Source organism: Achromobacter sp. B7 (assembly GCF_003600685.1).
Lineage (GTDB): Bacteria > Pseudomonadota > Gammaproteobacteria > Burkholderiales > Burkholderiaceae_B > Achromobacter > Achromobacter spanius_B.
In genome coordinates, this window is the sequence record NZ_CP032084.1 from 6,151,250 (window position 1) to 6,167,204 (window position 15,955).

Genomic DNA, 15,955 nt, shown 5'->3' on the forward strand with positions numbered 1-15,955 from the left:
CGTCTACAAGTTCTTGACTCACCCTGCCCTGGGGTGCGCGGCGCATTGTCGATGCGTCTGGCGCAAGTCTATATTCAGCCCGATAAGCACACAACCTGGACAACCCGAGAGGAGACTCATGGCAACCGAGCCCGCAACGGCCGCCCGCCACACGCCGGTTTCGCGCTATGTGCGTTGCGAAGGACGCGAGCTGCACTACATGGAATGGGGCGCGCCCGACGCGCTGCCCCTCATCATGTGGCACGGCCTGGCTCGAACCGCCCGCGACTTCGACGACCTGGCAGAAGCGCTGGCCGGTGACTACCGCGTCATCTGCCCCGACACGATCGGCCGCGGCCTGTCGCAATGGAGCCCCGACCCGGCGGCCGAATACTGCCTGGATTTCTATGCAAGGCTGGCGCGCACGCTGGCCGATGCCTTGTCGCTTACCCGTATGCGCTGGGTCGGCACATCGATGGGCGGCGCCACCGGCATGCACGCGGCCGCCACCACCTTGCGCGACCGGATCTCGCATCTGGTGGTCAATGACATCGGACCCGAGCTGCCCAAGCCGGCCATCGAACGCATCCTGGCGTACGCGGGCAACCCGCCCGCCTTTGATACCGTCACCGAACTCGAAGCCTGGCTGCGCGTCGCCTACCAGCCCTATGGGTGGCAAAGCGATGCGCAATGGCGGCGTATGGCCGAGACGTCGGTCCGCCGGCTTCCCGATGGCCGCGTCACGCCGCATTACGACCCCGCCATCGTCGCCCAATTCCGCCATCATCCCAATGACTACGACCGCTGGAGCGGCTACGACTCGCTGCGCATGCCGGTGCTGTTGCTGCGCGGCGCGCAGTCCGACCTGTTGCTGCCGGAAGTCGCTGATGCCATGACGCAGCGCGGTCCCCGTGCAACGCGCATCGACTTCCCCGACTGTGGCCACGCCCCCGCATTGAACGTCGCGCCGCAGATCGACGCCATCCGCCAATTTCTTGCCACGCCGGATCACACGGCGAACGCTTGCGCCCGTTGATACTGATACCAGGAGACTTCCCATGAATCGCATACTGCTCGCCGCGCTGGCGGCGCTTTGCATGACCTCGACGGTCGCCGCCAAGGATTTCGTCGTCGCCCACGTGTACGACAAGACCGGGCCGCTGGAGGCCTATGCCAAACAGACGCAGAACGGCTTGATGCTGGGCCTGGAGTACGCCACGCAAGGCACGATGACCGTGGCTGGCCGCAAGATCCGCGTCATTGAAAAGGACAATCAGGGCAAGCCCGACGTTGCCCGCGCGCAGCTGGCGTCGGCCTATGCGGACGACAATGCCGACATCGCGGTGGGCCCCACGTCGTCAGGCGTCGCGTTGGCCATGCTGCCCATCGCCGAGGAATACGAAAAGATCCTGCTGGTCGAGCCCGCCGTCGCGGATTCGATCACCGGCGAAAAATGGAACAAGTACATTTTCCGCACCGGCCGCAACTCGTCGCAGGACGCCATCGCCAACGCGGTCGCGTTCGACCAGGCGGGCACATCCATCGCCATGTTGGCGCAAGACTACGCATTTGGCCGTGACGGCGTGAAGGCCTTCAAGGGTGCGCTGAAAAACGCCAAGATCGTGCACGAGGAATATCTGCCGGCCAACGCCACGGACTTCACCGCCGGCGCGCAGCGCCTGTTTGATGCGTTGAAAGACAAGCCCGGCCGCAAGATCATCTTCATCCTGTGGGCCGGCGCCGGCAACCCGTTCAAGATAGCCGACCTGGACCCCAAGCGCTTCGGCATTGAAATTGCCACGGGCGGCAACACGCTGGCCGCGATGACGCCGCTGAAGTCCCTGGCCGGCATGGAAGGCGCCACGTATTACTACTACGGCATTCCGAAGAATCCCATCAACGATTGGCTGGTTGCCGAACATCAGAAGCGCTTCGGGCAGCCGCCCGACTTCTTCACGGCCGGCGGCATGTCTTCGGGCATCGCGATCGTGGCGGCGCTGAACAAGACCGCGGGCAACGCCGACACCGACACGCTCATCAAGGCAATGGAAGGCATGAGTTTCGATACGCCCAAGGGCAAGATGACGTTCCGCCCCGAAGACCATCAGGCGATGCAGTCGATGTACCACTTCCGCATCAAGAACGATCCTTCCGTGCCGTGGGCCGTGCAGGATCTGGTCAAGGAAATCACGCCCGATCAGATGAATGTGCCCATTCAAAACAAGCGTTGAAGGCCGGTTGCCGCCATGCTGGAAACCCAATCGCTTACGATCCGCTTCGGCGGGCACGTGGCCGTCAACAACGTCAGTTGCCGCTACGAGCCGGGCACGCTGACGGCCATTGTCGGCCCCAACGGCGCGGGCAAGACAACCTACTTCAACTTGATCTCTGGCCAGCTGCGTGCCAGCGCTGGGTCGGTAAGTCTGAACGGGCGCGACCTGACGTCGCTGTCGGCCCCTGCGCGCATGCACGCGGGGTTGGGCCGTGCATTTCAGCTGACGCAGCTTTTCCCGCGCCTGTCCGTGCACGAGAACGTGCGGCTGGCGCTGCAATCGCGCCAACAAGGTCTGAGCTGGCGTCAGATTCGCTTCTGGCGAACCTGGGACGATGATCGCAAGCTGCTGGCGCGCGCCGATGTGCTGCTTGAACGTACCCGCTTGTCGGCACGCCGCGACCAGGCTGCGGCCGACCTGCCGCATGGCGATCAGCGCAAGCTGGAAATCGCCATGTTGATCGCCCTGGAGCCGCAGGTTTTCATGTTTGACGAGCCCACGGCCGGCATGAGCGTGGACGATGTACCCGTGGTGCTGGAGCTGATTCGCGAACTGAAAGCCGACCCCTCGAAAACAATCCTGCTGGTCGAGCACAAGATGGATGTGGTGCGCGAATTGGCCGACCGCATCGTCGTACTGCATAACGGCCAATTGATGGCCGATGGCGAGCCCGCCGCTGTCATCGCCTCGCCCATCGTGCAACAGGCATACCTGGGTATCGCGCCCGTGGAGAACCCCGCATGAGCGCGCCGCCGCTACTTGAATTGAAGGACGTGCACACGCACATCGGTGCGTATCAAATCCTGCACGGCGTCGATCTTGCGGTGCCCGCGTCGGCGGTAACCATGCTGCTGGGCCGCAACGGCGCGGGTAAGACCACGACGCTGCGCACCATCATGGGCTTGTGGCGCGCCTCGCAAGGCCAGGTGCGGTTTGACGGCGCGCCCGTCGGCGGGCCGGGCACCCGCACATCGCCGCCCGACATGGCGCGCATGGGCATGGCCTACGTACCCGAGAACATGGGCATCTTTGCCGACCTTTCCGTCAAGGAAAACATCTTGCTGGCCGCGCGCCAGGCCCGAACCGAGGCGCAGTTGGACACGGCGCGATTGGAATGGATCTTCGGATTCTTCCCGGCACTGAAGAAGTTCTGGCTACACCCCGCCGGCAAGCTGTCCGGAGGCCAGAAACAGATGCTTGCCGTGGCGCGCGCCATCATCGAACCGCGCCGACTGCTGCTGATCGACGAGCCCAGCAAGGGCCTGGCGCCCGCCATCATCCAGAACATGATCGACGCCTTCATCGAACTCAAGCAGGCGTCCACCACCATTTTGCTGGTCGAGCAGAACTTCAACTTTGCGCGCCGGGTCGGCGACCATGTCGCCGTCATGGACGACGGCCGTATCGTCCACGCGGGCGCCATGCAGACGTTGGCGCAAGACGAGGCGCTACAGACCCGCCTGCTGGGCCTATCGCTGGGAAGCCATCAATGAGCACCTTGGATATCGATACCCCACGGCCACGCGTGCGCGCGGACCTGCGCCCCGTGCTGCTGGTCGTCGCATTGGCCGCGCTTGCACTGCCGCTGGTAGGCTCGTTGTCGACCTGGATCACCCTGACGTTGGCCGGCCTGGCCATGGGCATGATCATCTTCATCGTCGCCTCGGGCATGACGCTGGTGTTCGGGCTGATGGATGTTTTGAACTTCGGCCACGGCCTGTTCATTGCCATCGGCGCGTACATGGCGGCCACGGTGCTGGGGTCGATGTCCGACTGGACGCAGACGGCAAGCCTGTGGACGAACATGGTTGCGGTACTGCCGGCCATGATCGTGGGCATGCTTGTGGCCGGCGCGGTGGGCCTGGCCTTCGAACGCGTCATTGTGCGGCCGGTGTACGGCCAGCATCTGAAGCAGATCCTGATCACCATGGGCGGCATGATCATCGGCGAAGAGATCATCAAGATGATCTGGGGTCCGCAAACGCTGTCGCTCCCGCTGCCCGAGGCGCTGCGCGGCGCGTTCCTGCTGGGCGACGCCGCGATCGAGAAATTTCGCATCGTCGCGCTGGCAGTGGGCGTGCTAGTGCTGGGCGGCATGCTGTGGGTGCTGAACCGGACCAAGTTGGGGCTGCTGATCCGCGCCGGCGTTGAAGACAGGGAAATGGTCGAAAGCCTGGGCTATCGCATCCGGCACCTGTTCGTGGGCGTGTTCGTGGCGGGGTCCATGCTGGCCGGCCTGGGCGGCGTGCTGTGGGGCATGTATCAGCAATCCATCGTGCCGCAGTTGGGTGCGCAGGTAAACGTGCTGATCTTCATCGTCATCATGATCGGCGGATTGGGCTCGACGGTGGGCTGCCTGATCGGCGCGCTGCTGGTTGGCTTGATGGCCAACTACACCGGCTTCCTGGTCCCCAAGGCGGCCTTGTTCTCGAACATCGCCCTGATGGTCGCCATATTGTTGTGGCGGCCGCAAGGCGTGTATCCGGTCACCAACCGCTAGGAACCGCGACATGTCATTCCGCCTGCTCTCCGGCGACCCGCCGCGCAGCCCTTTGCTGGCGCTGGCGCTGATTGTGATTGTCGTCCTGCTGCTTGCCACGCCGTTTCTCTTTCCCGGCCCCAAGTCGCTGGCCGTGGCGGCCAAGATCCTGGTGTTCGTCATCCTGGTGGCCAGCTATGACCTGCTGCTGGGCTATACCGGCATCGTCAGCTTTGCGCACACGATGTTCTTCGGCATCGGCGCCTATGGCGTGGCAATCGCCAGCATCCGTATGGAGCCCGGTTGGACGGCAGTGTTCGCCGGCGTGGGCGCGGGCCTGCTTGTGTCGCTGGCCTTTGCATTGCTGATCGGCTTGGCAAGCCTGCGTGTACGCGCAATCTTCTACGCCATGATCACCTTGGCGGTGGCTGCCGCCTTCCAGACGCTGGTCTCGCAACTGTCCACGCTGACGGGCGGCGAAGACGGCCTTAACTTCAAGGTGCCGCAACTGCTTCGCCCCGCGTTCCGACCGTTGTCAGAACCCGTACTGGGCGTCACGATCGACGGCCGCATCATTACGTATTATTTGATCGCCGCCGTCTGCGTCGTGCTGTTCCTGATGCTGCTGCGCATCGTCAATTCTCCGTTCGGCCGCGTGCTGCAAGCGATCCGCGAAAACCCCTTCCGCGCCGAAGCCATCGGCTATCGCACCGTGCTGTATCGCAGCCTGTCCAACCTGCTTGCCGCCGCCTTCGCCACGCTGGCCGGCGCGATGTACGCGCTATGGCTCCGCTACAACGGGCCGGACACCTCCCTGTCGTTCGAGATCATGCTGAACATCCTGCTGATGCTGGTGATCGGCGGCATGGGGACGATGTATGGCGCCGTGGTGGGCGCCAGCTTGTTCGTGTTCGCGCAAAGCTATCTTCAAGATGGCCTGCACGTCCTCCACGATGCGGTGACCGGCGTGGCGCCGTTGGCGTTGCTGTTCGAACCGGACCGCTGGCTGCTGTGGCTGGGCATCCTGTTCGTCGTGTCGGTGTATTACTTTCCAACGGGGATCGCGGGACGCCTGCGGGAACTGGCGCGACGGCGCTGACGCGGGGACGCGCCCGCGCGCACGACCTCGCCGCGCGCGCAGGCACCTCGCGTTATTTCACCTTGCTACGTACACGATCAAGGTCGCGGCTAAGCTGATCGATCTGGCGCTGCATCGCGCTGAACTGCCGCTCGTTCGCGCTGTTGCTGCTGCTACTGCTACTGCTACTACGGTTGCTGTCGCTTTGTTTTCGCTCCAATGCGGCAATCTTTTTCTCCTGATCGTCCACTTTGCGTTGCAGCGCGCGGTTCTGGTTCTTCAGGTCATCCAAAGTACGCGTTTGATCACGAACCTGATCCATCGTCCTCTGCAACTCTCGGACTTCCATGCCAGTTCGCGCTCGGCTATCGCTACCAACGACCAAAACGCTGTCGTAGATGGGCCGAGAGACTTCCACATCCTTGAAAACAATGCTTTGCGCGCTTGCGGCTGCAGAAAATCCCACGCCCGCCCACACCATGAAAGCTGCAGCGCCAAGCTTGCCCGGAGACTTGATCATCTATGCCACTCCTGTGGTCAGAATTGTCAGCGCAATAGGTGCGCTGACAGCACTTATATCAAGAACCATGGGCCGTTGTAACAACGCTGGTGCCGATAACGGCTACGCTGCGTTTCAAAAGCGGCACCGGCCGGCTTCAGCGTTTATTTTCCGCTCTGGCGCATCGATTCCGCGTCGCGGCGCATACCGTCGACGCGCCGCTGCATCTCGTCGATCTTGCCTCTATCAAGCTGCGAGCCAGAGGGCGTGGGCTGCAAAGGCCGCATCGTCGAGCCGGAGTTCAACGGCATCATCGCCGGCGGCGCAGTCCCGGCGCCCGCAGGCTTCTGGGTGAACAGGCGTTCCAGCATCAGCAGCTGATTGCGCTGGTTTTCAAGCGTCTGCTCCTGCGACGCCAAGGCCTGTTCGTCCTCGTCTTCCGAGCCGAAGATGGCTGCGTGGTCGCGAGATCCGGTAGGCGGTTTGACCCGAGGCTCGGGTCCCGCATTCAAGACGTTCTTACCGGTCCTGGCGTCATCGGGCGACGGCGCCGAAGGGGCAGCTTGGCCCGTGTTCAGGGCTTGCGCGGCTGCCGCGCCGGCCAGGCACAAGGCGGCCCCGAGCGCATGGGCCGTGACGATACTGCGCAGGACGTTGCTGACTCGACTCGGCATGGATCTCAAAGACAAAAAAAAACGGCAAGGGGTTTAGCCCTTGCCGTTTTATATCAGAACGGCGAACCGTTCCGATGACTGCATCACTTAGATGATACGTGCGGCTTCAACCAGACGCACCACACGCCACGACTTCGAGCGCGAGATGGGACGGCCTTCAGCGATTTCAACCGTATCGCCTTCGTTGTATTGGTTCGATTCATCGTGCGCCTTGTACTTCGCGGAGCGCATGATGATCTTGCCGAAGATGGGGTGCTTGACGCGGCGCTCGACGAGCACAACGACAGTCTTGTCCATCTTGTTGCTGACGACCTTGCCAACCAGCGTACGCTGGCGCTTGGCCACTTGGGTGTTTTGAGTTTCGCTCATGTTTATTTCCCTGCCTTCTCGGTCAGCAAGGTACGAACGCGCGCAATGTCGCGACGCACGTTGCGCAGCTGGCTGGTGTTGGCCAGTTGCTGCGTGGCCTTCTGCATACGCAGACCGAATTGTGCCTTCAGCAGGCTTTCGAGCTCTTTGCCGAGCTCGGCGGCGTCTTTCGAACGGAGTTCGCTAGCTTTCATGTTAGTACTCCTTAAGCACCGATATGACGCGCGACGAACGTGGTCGAAATCGGCAGCTTGGCAGCGGCCAGGCGGAAAGCTTCACGCGCGATCTCTTCGCTCACACCTTCCATTTCGTAGAGCACTTTGCCGGGCTGAATTTCAGCGACCCAGTACTCAGGATTGCCCTTACCGTTACCCATACGGACTTCGGCGGGCTTTTGCGAGATGGGCTTATCCGGGAAAATGCGAATCCAGATACGGCCGCCACGCTTGATGTGACGATTGATAGCACGACGAGCGGCTTCGATCTGGCGAGCGGTCAGACGGCCACGGCCGGTGGCCTTCAGACCGAATTCGCCGAACGACACGTGGGTACCACGAGTCGCCAGACCGGTGTTGCGGCCCTTCTGCTCTTTGCGATACTTTCTGCGAGAGGGTTGCAGCATGGTTATTCTCCTTCAGGCGCCGGAGCAGCGTCCGCCTTGCGGGGACCACCACGACCACGACCACCCGGACGACCGGTGCGAGCACCGTCCGGACGATCACCACGCGGAGCGCGGCGCGGACGACGTTCTTCTTCGCGCGGGGCAGCGGTTTCCGGCGGCAATTCGCCGTTAGCCAGCATGTCGCCCTTGTAGACCCAGACCTTGATGCCGATCACGCCATACGTGGTGTGGGCTTCGGAGGTGCCGTAGTCGATGTTGGCCTTGAGGGTGTGCAGCGGCACACGGCCTTCGCGATACCACTCGGTGCGAGCAATTTCGATACCGTTCAGACGGCCCGAGCTCATGATCTTGATGCCTTGGGCACCCAGACGCATCGCGTTTTGCATCGCGCGCTTCATTGCGCGACGGAACATGATGCGCTTCTCGAGCTGTTGCGAGATCGAGTCGGCGATCAGTTGAGCATCGGTTTCCGGCTTGCGGATTTCTTCGATGTTGACGTGCACAGGCACGCCCATCAGACGCTGCAGATCAGCCTTCAGGCTTTCGATGTCTTCGCCGCGCTTGCCGATCACCACGCCCGGACGAGCCGAGTAGACGGTGATGCGGGCATTCTTGGCCGGACGCTCGATGATCACGCGACCAACGGAGGCGCTCTTGAGCTTCTTTTTCAGGTACTCGCGAACGCGAATGTCTTCGGCAAGCATCGTGCCGAAGGCCTTGTCGTCGGCGAACCAACGCGAGGACCAATTACGGGTGACCGCGAGACGGAACCCAGTGGGGTGAATTTTCTGACCCATCGTGACTCCTTAAGCTCCGACCTTGACCGTGATATGGCAGGTCTGCTTCTCGATACGGTTGCCGCGGCCCTTGGCGCGAGCGGAGAAGCGCTTCATCGACTGAGCCTTGTCCACAAAAATCGTGGTGACTTTCAGTTCGTCGATATCGGCGCCGTCGTTGTGCTCGGCGTTGGCGATGGCGGACTCGACAGCCTTCTTCAGGATGACGGCAGCCTTCTTCGGCGAGAAGGTGAGGATTTCCAGGGCACGGCCGACCTTCTGGCCACGGATCAAGTCCGCAACCAAACGGGTCTTCTGTGCCGAGATGTGCACCCCACGGATAATGGCAGTAGTTTCCATCGCTTACCTCTTCGCCTTCTTGTCCGCAGCGTGGCCCTTGAACGTACGGGTCAGCGCGAACTCGCCCAGCTTGTGACCGACCATGTTCTCGTTGATGTACACGGGGACATGTTGCTTGCCGTTGTGGACCGCGATCGTCAGACCGATGAACTCGGGCAGGATCGTGGAACGACGCGACCAGGTCTTGATCGGCTTCTTGTCTTTGCCCGCGACGGCCGTGTCCACCTTTTTGATCAGGTGAGCATCGACAAACGGGCCTTTCTTGATCGAACGTGACATAGTGTTCGCCTCTTACTTGCGCTTGCGCCGTTGGACGATCATATTGTTCGTCCGCTTGTTGCGACGGGTCTTGAAACCCTTCGCCGGGGTGCCCCACGGGCTGACCGGCTCGCGTGCCTCACCGGTACGGCCTTCGCCGCCACCGTGCGGGTGATCCACCGGGTTCATGGCAACGCCACGAACCGTCGGGCGGATACCACGCCAACGCATTGCACCGGCCTTGCCGATTTGGCGCAGGCTGTGTTCTTCGTTACCGACTTCACCAATGGTGGCGCGGCATTCGATGTGCACACGGCGAACTTCACCCGAGCGCAGACGAACCTGAGCGTAGATGCCTTCGCGAGCCAGCAGGACGGCGGAAGCGCCGGCCGAACGGACCATTTGAGCACCCTTGCCAGGCAGCATTTCGACGCAGTGAATCGTCGTACCCACCGGGATGTTGCGGATCGGCAGCGTGTTACCAGCGCGGATCGGAGCATCGGTGCCCGACAGCAAGGTAGCACCCACTTCCAGGCCACGCGGAGCGATGATGTAACGACGTTCGCCGTCGGCGTAGCACAGCAGAGCAATGTGCGCCGTACGGTTGGGGTCATATTCCAGACGCTCGACCTTTGCCGGGATACCGTCCTTGTCGCGACGGAAGTCGACGACACGGTAGTGTTGCTTGTGACCACCACCACGGTGGCGGATCGTGATGTGACCGTTGTTGTTACGGCCAGAACCACGGGTCTTCTTTTCCAGCAGCGGCGCGTAGGGCTCACCCTTGTGCAGGTTCGGGCTAACAACCTTCACCATGCCACGGCGGCCAGCCGATGTCGGCTTAACTTTTACGAGGGCCATTTACTTCACCTCCGCAAAGTCGATTTCCTGGCCGTCCTTGAGCGACACGTAAGCCTTGCGCTCATTACGGCGACGGCCAACGAATCGGCCAAAGCGCTTGACTTTGCCCTTACGGTTGAGGACCTGCACGGACTCGACCTGCACTTTGAAGAGCAGTTCGACGGCAGCCTTGATTTCCGGCTTGGTAGCGTCAGCCACGACACGGAAAGCGACTTGCTGATTCTTCTCAGCGACGAACGTGGCCTTTTCGGTCACGATCGGAGCCAGAATGACTTGCATCAAGCGTTCAGCGTTCATCCCAGCATCTCCTCGAGTTGAGCGATGGCCGGCTTGGTGATCAGCACTTTCTTGTAGTGGACCAGCGACAACGGATCGGCATAACGGGGCTCGACAACAGCAACGTGCGGCAGGTTGCGGGTGGCGAGGTAAACATTCTCATCAACGCTGTCGGTGATGATCAGGACCGAGTCCAGGCCCAGGCTCTTCAGCTTTGCAGCAGCAGCCTTGGTCTTGGGCGATTCCAGATCAAACGATTCGACAACGGCGATACGGTCTTCACGAGCCAGTTGCGACAAGATCGAACGGATCCCGGCGCGGTACATCTTCTTGTTGACCTTCTGGCTGAAGTTCTCTTCGGGCGAGTTCGGGAAAATCCGACCACCGCCACGCCACAGCGGCGACGAAGTCATACCAGCGCGTGCGCGGCCGGTACCCTTCTGGCGCCAGGGCTTCTTGGTCGAGTGCTTAACTTCGGCACGATCCTTCTGAGCGCGGTTGCCGGCACGGGCATTGGCTTGGAAAGCCACCACGATCTGATGAATCAGCGCTTCGTTGAAGTCACGGCCGAAGATCGTATCGGGCGCGCTGAACGTAGCAGCGGCCTGACCTTGGTCGTTCAGGAGCTTGAGATCCATTTACTTACGCTCCCTTCTTGGCCGGGGCCTTGATGGCCGGGCGCACGACGATGTCGGCGCCAGCGTGGCCGGGGACAGCGCCCTTGACCAACAGCAGGCCACGCTCAACGTCAACGCGAACGACGTCGAGGTTTTGAACGGTGCGGGTGACATCACCCAGGTGACCAGCCATCTTCTTACCCGGGAACACGCGGCCCGGATCTTGAGCTTGGCCAATCGAGCCCGGGACGCGGTGCGAACGGGAGTTACCGTGCGACGCGCGTTGCGAACCGAAGTGGTGACGCTTGATGGTACCGGCGAAGCCTTTACCAATGGTCGTGCCCGTCACGTCGACCTGTTGGCCGGCTTCGAACACGGATTCCACGGCGATCACGGAACCGGCTGCAAATTCAGCAGCGCGGGCGGGATCAAGGCGGAATTCTTTGAGGATGCTACCGGCTTCAGTGCCGGCTTTGGCGTAGTGGCCCGTTTGCGGCTGAGCCACACGCGAGGCACGACGAGTGCCATAAGCCACCTGGATCGCGGCGTAGCCGTCGGTTTCCAGCGACTTAACTTGGGTCACGCGGTTGTTAGACACGTCCAGCACGGTTACCGGGATGGATTCACCTTCCTCGGTAAAAATGCGGGTCATGCCGACCTTGCGACCCACCAGCCCCAGCCGGTGAGCGGCGGGCGTGGGTGTCGAATTCGACATCGTTTTCTCCATTCCTGACTGCGATTGGTCAGGGCTAATCAGGCAAAAGGTAACGGCCTTTGCCCTACGACTATGTTCAACCTGGTTGGTATTGCCTTATAGGCCGCCTTGCCTTGCAGCAAAGGGATTCAAGCCAATCCGCCCATAGTTAGACTTGCCACAAAATGGCAAGCTTGGCATATTAGCATGATTTTTTCAGACAGCACAAGCACTTAGCGGCTTAAAGGCATGCGCACGCGCGCATATTTGCCACACTTTGGACGGCGTTGCCCCGACCAAAACAAAATGGCCGCATTCCCTTGGGAACACGGCCATTCTTATCGAGCCTACCGGCGAAGGTAGCAGGCCCGAATCGCCTTACTGCAGCGCGATTTCGACGTCGACGCCGGCCGGCAGGTCCAGACGCATCAGAGCGTCAACGGTCTTGTCGGTGGGATCAACGATGTCCATCAGGCGCTGGTGCGTACGGATTTCGAACTGGTCGCGCGACGTCTTGTTGACGTGCGGCGAACGCAGAACGTCGTAGCGACGGATACGCGTGGGCAGCGGCACCGGGCCGCGGACGACGGCGCCGGTACGCTTGGCGGTGTCGACGATTTCAGCGGCCGATTGATCGATCAGCTTGTAATCGAATGCTTTCAAGCGGATACGGATCTTTTGGTTTTTCATGGCGTTTCCTAAAGAACGAGAGGCGAAGGCGACGAGGCGCCCTCGCTGGTTGTGTGCTGCTTAAGTGATCCGAATTACTTCAGGATCTTGGCGACGACGCCGGCGCCGACGGTACGACCGCCTTCACGGATAGCGAAACGCAGGCCTTCTTCCATGGCGATGGGAGCCAACAGCTTGACCGTCATGGCCACGTTGTCGCCCGGCAGAACCATTTCCTTGTCGGCCGGCAGCTCGATCGTGCCCGTCACGTCCGTCGTGCGGAAGTAGAACTGGGGACGATAGCCTTGGAAGAACGGAGTGTGACGGCCGCCTTCTTCCTTGGACAGGATGTACACCTCGGACGTGAAGTCCGTGTGCGGGGTGATCGAGCCCGGCTTGGCCAACACTTGGCCGCGCTGGACGTCTTCACGCTTGGTGCCGCGCAGCAGGATGCCCACGTTGTCGCCAGCTTGACCTTGGTCCAGCAGCTTGCGGAACATTTCAACGCCCGTGCAAGTCGTCTTGACCGTCGGCACCAGGCCCACGATTTCGATTTCTTCGCCGACCTTGACGATGCCGCGTTCGATACGGCCAGTCACCACCGTGCCACGACCCGAGATCGAGAACACGTCTTCAACCGGCATCAGGAACGTGCCGTCCACGGCGCGCTCGGGCGTCGGGATGTACGAATCCAGTGCAGCGGCCAAAGCCATGATGGCTTGCTCGCCCAGTTCGCCCTTGTCGCCTTCCAGCGCCAGCTTGGCCGAACCCTTGACGATCGGGGTGTCATCACCCGGGAAGTCGTACTTGGACAGAAGTTCGCGAACTTCCATTTCCACCAGCTCGAGCAGCTCGGCGTCGTCAACCATGTCAGCCTTGTTCAGGAAGACGATGATGTACGGCACGCCAACCTGGCGGCTCAGCAGAATGTGTTCACGCGTTTGCGGCATCGGGCCGTCAGCGGCCGACACAACCAGAATCGCGCCGTCCATTTGCGCCGCACCCGTGATCATGTTCTTCACATAGTCAGCGTGGCCCGGGCAGTCAACGTGAGCGTAGTGACGCGCTTCGGTTTCGTACTCAACGTGGGCGGTGTTGATCGTGATGCCGCGAGCCTTTTCTTCAGGAGTCGCATCGATCTGGTCGTAGCCCTTGGCTTCGCCACCGAACTTGTTCGACAGAACGGTCGTGATAGCTGCCGTCAACGTCGTTTTGCCGTGGTCAACGTGACCAATCGTACCCACGTTCACGTGCGGCTTGGTACGTTCAAACTTGCCTTTTGCCATGATCTCTATCCTTTAACTTTCAAGGAAACTTGAATCTGCCAGGCCACCCGGATGGGCGGACCTGGCTAGGGTTATTTACTTGGCCCGAGCGGCGATGACTTCGTCAGCGACGTTCTTGGGAGCCTCGGAGTAATGCTTGAATTCCATCGTGTACGTGGCACGACCTTGCGTCAACGAACGCAGGTTCGTGGCGTAACCGAACATCTCGGCCAGGGGAACTTCAGCCTTGATGGTCTTGCCGCCACCGACCATGTCGTCCATGCCTTGGACCATGCCGCGACGCGAGGACAGATCGCCCATCACGGTACCAGCGTAGTCTTCCGGCGTTTCGACTTCAACGGCCATCATCGGTTCCAGCAGCACGGGGCTGGCCTTGCGCAGACCTTCCTTGAATGCCATGGAGCCGGCCATCTTGAACGCGTTTTCGTTCGAGTCCACATCGTGGTACGAACCGAAGAACAGCGTGCACTTGACGTCGACGATCGGGTAGCCAGCCAACACGCCCGAAGGCAGCGTTTCCTGAATGCCCTTGTCCACCGCGGGGATGTATTCGCGAGGAACCACACCGCCCTTGATGGCGTCCACGAATTCGTAGCCACCGCCAGGAGGCAACGGCTCGACCTTCAGCACCACGTGACCGTACTGGCCACGGCCGCCCGACTGCTTGACGAACTTGCCTTCAACTTCGTCGCAGGTCTTGCGGATGGTTTCACGGTAGGCCACTTGCGGCTTGCCGACGTTGGCTTCAACGCCGAACTCACGCTTCATGCGGTCGACCAGAATTTCCAGGTGAAGCTCGCCCATGCCGGAAATGATGGTTTGGCCGGATTCTTCGTCGCTGCGCACGCGGAACGACGGATCTTCCTGCGCCAGACGCGACAGCGCCAGACCCATCTTTTCCTGGTCAGCCTTCGACTTCGGTTCCACGGCCTGCGAAATCACGGGCTCGGGGAAAATCATGCGTTCGAGCAAGATGTGCGAGTCGGTGTCGCACAGCGTTTCGCCGGTGGTCACGTCTTTCAGACCCACCACGGCGGCGATGTCGCCTGCCAACACTTCCTTGATTTCTTCGCGGTTGTTCGCGTGCATCTGCAGAATGCGGCCGATACGTTCTTTCTTGCCCTTGATGGGGTTGTAGACCGTGTCGCCCGACTTCAGGACGCCCGAGTAAACGCGCACGAAGGTCAATTGACCCACGAACGGATCGCTCATCAGCTTGAATGCCAGTGCCGAGAACTTCTCGCCGTCGTCCGCTTCACGCGTGACGGGATTGCCATCGTCGTCCTGGCCGTCAACCGCGGGAATGTCCACGGGCGAAGGCAGGTAGTCGATGACCGCGTCCAGCATGCGCTGCACGCCCTTGTTCTTGAAGGCGGTGCCGCACAGCATCGGCTGGATTTCGCCAGCGATGGTGCGTTGGCGGATGGCCAGGTTGATTTCGGCTTCGTCCAAGGAACCCGTTTCCAGGTACTTGTTCATCAGCTCTTCCGACGACTCAGCGGCGGCTTCAACCAGCTTTTCACGCCATTCGTTGGCCAGGCCTTCCAGCTCGGCGGGAATATCGTGGTAGTCGAACTTGATGCCTTGGCTGGCTTCGTCCCAAATGATCGCCTTCATCTTGACCAGGTCGACCACGCCTTGGAACGTGTCTTCGGCACCGATCGGGATCACGATCGGCACGGGATTGGCGCGCAGGCGGTTCTTCAGCTGGTCATAGACCTTGAAGAAGTTGGCGCCGGTGCGGTCCATCTTGTTGACGAAGGCCAGACGCGGCACGCCGTACTTGTTGGCTTGGCGCCACACGGTTTCGGACTGCGGCTGAACGCCACCCACCGCGCAATAGACCATGCAAGCACCGTCCAGGACGCGCATGGAACGTTCCACCTCAATGGTGAAGTCCACGTGACCCGGGGTGTCGATGATGTTGATGCGGTGTTCGGGATAGTTCTTCGCCATGCCACGCCAAAACGCCGTCGTAGCTGCCGACGTAATGGTGATGCCACGCTCTTGCTCTTGTTCCATCCAGTCCATGGTGGCTGCGCCATCATGCACTTCGCCAATCTTGTGATTGACGCCGGTGTAGAACAGGATACGTTCGGTCGTGGTGGTTTTCCCTGCATCGATGTGCGCAGAGATACCAATGTTGCGATAGCGCTCGATCGGGGTTTTGCGGGCCATGGTGGAT

21 protein-coding genes are annotated in these 15,955 nt (G+C 61.1%); 6 read left to right on the forward strand and 15 right to left on the reverse strand.

Translation table 11 applies throughout. From position 1 onward, the window contains the following. The first annotated feature begins 118 nt into the window (after positions 1 to 118). Genes DVB37_RS27855 through DVB37_RS27880 form a run of 6 tightly spaced genes read left to right on the forward strand, consistent with a single transcriptional unit; the run spans position 119 to position 5,830 of the window. Positions 119 to 1,015 (forward strand): alpha/beta fold hydrolase, encoded by an 897-nt coding sequence (locus tag DVB37_RS27855; RefSeq protein WP_120157326.1) that lies wholly within the window; start codon positions 119 to 121, stop codon positions 1,013 to 1,015. A 22-nt stretch (positions 1,016 to 1,037) separates the two neighbouring features. Continuing rightward, positions 1,038 to 2,210: a substrate-binding domain-containing protein gene (locus DVB37_RS27860; protein WP_104142456.1), complete on the forward strand. Its 1,173-nt coding sequence runs from the start codon at positions 1,038 to 1,040 to the stop codon at positions 2,208 to 2,210. Between the two features lie 15 nt (positions 2,211 to 2,225). Next, positions 2,226 to 2,996 carry an ABC transporter ATP-binding protein gene (locus DVB37_RS27865; protein WP_120157327.1) on the forward strand — a complete coding sequence of 257 codons (771 nt, stop codon included), beginning with the start codon at positions 2,226 to 2,228 and terminating at the stop codon, positions 2,994 to 2,996. Further along, a complete protein-coding gene (locus tag DVB37_RS27870) occupies positions 2,993 to 3,745 on the forward strand; it encodes an ABC transporter ATP-binding protein (protein ID WP_120157328.1) in 753 nt (250 codons plus the stop codon). The genes DVB37_RS27865 and DVB37_RS27870 overlap by 4 nt, the downstream gene beginning before the upstream one ends. Beyond that, complete coding sequence (locus tag DVB37_RS27875) at positions 3,742 to 4,752, forward strand: branched-chain amino acid ABC transporter permease (RefSeq protein ID WP_120157329.1); 1,011 nt, start codon at positions 3,742 to 3,744, stop codon at positions 4,750 to 4,752. The genes DVB37_RS27870 and DVB37_RS27875 overlap by 4 nt, the downstream gene beginning before the upstream one ends. 10 nt (positions 4,753 to 4,762) lie before the next feature. After that, positions 4,763 to 5,830 carry a branched-chain amino acid ABC transporter permease gene (locus DVB37_RS27880; RefSeq protein ID WP_120157330.1) on the forward strand — a complete coding sequence of 356 codons (1,068 nt, stop codon included), beginning with the start codon at positions 4,763 to 4,765 and terminating at the stop codon, positions 5,828 to 5,830. Positions 5,831 to 5,882: 52 nt separating this feature from the next. Here DVB37_RS27880 and DVB37_RS27885 read toward each other — a convergent pair whose 3' ends face one another. The 15 genes from DVB37_RS27885 to fusA form a co-directional block, all read right to left on the reverse strand. Beyond that, a complete protein-coding gene (locus tag DVB37_RS27885) occupies positions 5,883 to 6,329 on the reverse strand; it encodes a hypothetical protein (protein ID WP_046806038.1) in 447 nt (148 codons plus the stop codon). Positions 6,330 to 6,472: 143 nt separating this feature from the next. Beyond that, positions 6,473 to 6,982, reverse strand: coding sequence for a hypothetical protein (locus DVB37_RS27890; protein WP_120157331.1), 510 nt, complete (start codon positions 6,980 to 6,982; stop codon positions 6,473 to 6,475). Positions 6,983 to 7,069: 87 nt separating this feature from the next. After that, a complete protein-coding gene (gene rpsQ, locus DVB37_RS27895; protein WP_006216549.1) occupies positions 7,070 to 7,351 on the reverse strand; it encodes a 30S ribosomal protein S17 in 282 nt (93 codons plus the stop codon). Between the two features lie 2 nt (positions 7,352 to 7,353). Then, entirely contained in the window at positions 7,354 to 7,545 is a 192-nt protein-coding gene (gene rpmC / locus DVB37_RS27900) for a 50S ribosomal protein L29 (RefSeq protein ID WP_003806912.1), read from the reverse strand. A gap of 11 nt (positions 7,546 to 7,556) precedes the next feature. Further along, positions 7,557 to 7,973 (reverse strand): 50S ribosomal protein L16, encoded by a 417-nt coding sequence (gene rplP, locus DVB37_RS27905; RefSeq protein WP_006216552.1) that lies wholly within the window; start codon positions 7,971 to 7,973, stop codon positions 7,557 to 7,559. 2 nt (positions 7,974 to 7,975) lie between these two features. After that, complete coding sequence (gene rpsC / locus DVB37_RS27910) at positions 7,976 to 8,770, reverse strand: 30S ribosomal protein S3 (RefSeq protein WP_006216553.1); 795 nt, start codon at positions 8,768 to 8,770, stop codon at positions 7,976 to 7,978. Positions 8,771 to 8,779: 9 nt separating this feature from the next. Then, positions 8,780 to 9,109 (reverse strand): 50S ribosomal protein L22, encoded by a 330-nt coding sequence (gene rplV / locus DVB37_RS27915; RefSeq protein WP_006227021.1) that lies wholly within the window; start codon positions 9,107 to 9,109, stop codon positions 8,780 to 8,782. Between the two features lie 3 nt (positions 9,110 to 9,112). After that, on the reverse strand, positions 9,113 to 9,388 hold the full coding sequence (gene rpsS, locus DVB37_RS27920) for a 30S ribosomal protein S19 (protein ID WP_006216555.1): 276 nt from the start codon (positions 9,386 to 9,388) through the stop codon (positions 9,113 to 9,115). Between the two features lie 12 nt (positions 9,389 to 9,400). Next, a complete protein-coding gene (rplB, locus tag DVB37_RS27925; RefSeq protein WP_006216556.1) occupies positions 9,401 to 10,228 on the reverse strand; it encodes a 50S ribosomal protein L2 in 828 nt (275 codons plus the stop codon). Beyond that, complete coding sequence (gene rplW, locus DVB37_RS27930) at positions 10,229 to 10,525, reverse strand: 50S ribosomal protein L23 (protein ID WP_006216557.1); 297 nt, start codon at positions 10,523 to 10,525, stop codon at positions 10,229 to 10,231. Next, positions 10,522 to 11,142, reverse strand: coding sequence for a 50S ribosomal protein L4 (gene rplD, locus DVB37_RS27935; protein ID WP_006216558.1), 621 nt, complete (start codon positions 11,140 to 11,142; stop codon positions 10,522 to 10,524). Before rplD ends, rplW begins: the two co-directional genes overlap by 4 nt. A 4-nt stretch (positions 11,143 to 11,146) precedes the next feature. After that, the gene (gene rplC / locus DVB37_RS27940) at positions 11,147 to 11,836 is read right to left on the reverse strand and encodes a 50S ribosomal protein L3 (RefSeq protein ID WP_052946063.1); all 690 of its coding nucleotides are present in this window, start codon (positions 11,834 to 11,836) and stop codon (positions 11,147 to 11,149) included. Positions 11,837 to 12,193: 357 nt separating this feature from the next. Then, positions 12,194 to 12,505: a 30S ribosomal protein S10 gene (rpsJ, locus tag DVB37_RS27945; RefSeq protein WP_003806903.1), complete on the reverse strand. Its 312-nt coding sequence runs from the start codon at positions 12,503 to 12,505 to the stop codon at positions 12,194 to 12,196. Between the two features lie 74 nt (positions 12,506 to 12,579). Then, complete coding sequence (tuf, locus tag DVB37_RS27950) at positions 12,580 to 13,770, reverse strand: elongation factor Tu (protein WP_006221899.1); 1,191 nt, start codon at positions 13,768 to 13,770, stop codon at positions 12,580 to 12,582. A gap of 75 nt (positions 13,771 to 13,845) precedes the next feature. Next, a complete protein-coding gene (gene fusA, locus DVB37_RS27955) occupies positions 13,846 to 15,948 on the reverse strand; it encodes an elongation factor G (RefSeq protein ID WP_046806041.1) in 2,103 nt (700 codons plus the stop codon). Positions 15,949 to 15,955: the final 7 nt, after the last annotated feature.

What these genes read in the sequence shown, in the direction of transcription:
- DVB37_RS27855 (WP_120157326.1), top strand. Translation starts at nt 119, where the DNA reads ATGGCAACCGAGCCCGCAACGGCCGCCCGCCACACGCCGGTTTCGCGC.
- DVB37_RS27860 (WP_104142456.1), top strand. Translation starts at nt 1,038, where the DNA reads ATGAATCGCATACTGCTCGCCGCGCTGGCGGCGCTTTGCATGACCTCG.
- DVB37_RS27865 (WP_120157327.1), top strand. Translation starts at nt 2,226, where the DNA reads ATGCTGGAAACCCAATCGCTTACGATCCGCTTCGGCGGGCACGTGGCC.
- DVB37_RS27870 (WP_120157328.1), top strand. Translation starts at nt 2,993, where the DNA reads ATGAGCGCGCCGCCGCTACTTGAATTGAAGGACGTGCACACGCACATC.
- DVB37_RS27875 (WP_120157329.1), top strand. Translation starts at nt 3,742, where the DNA reads ATGAGCACCTTGGATATCGATACCCCACGGCCACGCGTGCGCGCGGAC.
- DVB37_RS27880 (WP_120157330.1), top strand. Translation starts at nt 4,763, where the DNA reads ATGTCATTCCGCCTGCTCTCCGGCGACCCGCCGCGCAGCCCTTTGCTG.
- DVB37_RS27885 (WP_046806038.1), bottom strand. Translation starts at nt 6,329, where the DNA reads ATGATCAAGTCTCCGGGCAAGCTTGGCGCTGCAGCTTTCATGGTGTGG.
- DVB37_RS27890 (WP_120157331.1), bottom strand. Translation starts at nt 6,982, where the DNA reads ATGCCGAGTCGAGTCAGCAACGTCCTGCGCAGTATCGTCACGGCCCAT.
- rpsQ (WP_006216549.1), bottom strand. Translation starts at nt 7,351, where the DNA reads ATGAGCGAAACTCAAAACACCCAAGTGGCCAAGCGCCAGCGTACGCTG.
- rpmC (WP_003806912.1), bottom strand. Translation starts at nt 7,545, where the DNA reads ATGAAAGCTAGCGAACTCCGTTCGAAAGACGCCGCCGAGCTCGGCAAA.
- rplP (WP_006216552.1), bottom strand. Translation starts at nt 7,973, where the DNA reads ATGCTGCAACCCTCTCGCAGAAAGTATCGCAAAGAGCAGAAGGGCCGC.
- rpsC (WP_006216553.1), bottom strand. Translation starts at nt 8,770, where the DNA reads ATGGGTCAGAAAATTCACCCCACTGGGTTCCGTCTCGCGGTCACCCGT.
- rplV (WP_006227021.1), bottom strand. Translation starts at nt 9,109, where the DNA reads ATGGAAACTACTGCCATTATCCGTGGGGTGCACATCTCGGCACAGAAG.
- rpsS (WP_006216555.1), bottom strand. Translation starts at nt 9,388, where the DNA reads ATGTCACGTTCGATCAAGAAAGGCCCGTTTGTCGATGCTCACCTGATC.
- rplB (WP_006216556.1), bottom strand. Translation starts at nt 10,228, where the DNA reads ATGGCCCTCGTAAAAGTTAAGCCGACATCGGCTGGCCGCCGTGGCATG.
- rplW (WP_006216557.1), bottom strand. Translation starts at nt 10,525, where the DNA reads ATGAACGCTGAACGCTTGATGCAAGTCATTCTGGCTCCGATCGTGACC.
- rplD (WP_006216558.1), bottom strand. Translation starts at nt 11,142, where the DNA reads ATGGATCTCAAGCTCCTGAACGACCAAGGTCAGGCCGCTGCTACGTTC.
- rplC (WP_052946063.1), bottom strand. Translation starts at nt 11,836, where the DNA reads ATGTCGAATTCGACACCCACGCCCGCCGCTCACCGGCTGGGGCTGGTG.
- rpsJ (WP_003806903.1), bottom strand. Translation starts at nt 12,505, where the DNA reads ATGAAAAACCAAAAGATCCGTATCCGCTTGAAAGCATTCGATTACAAG.
- tuf (WP_006221899.1), bottom strand. Translation starts at nt 13,770, where the DNA reads ATGGCAAAAGGCAAGTTTGAACGTACCAAGCCGCACGTGAACGTGGGT.
- fusA (WP_046806041.1), bottom strand. Translation starts at nt 15,948, where the DNA reads ATGGCCCGCAAAACCCCGATCGAGCGCTATCGCAACATTGGTATCTCT.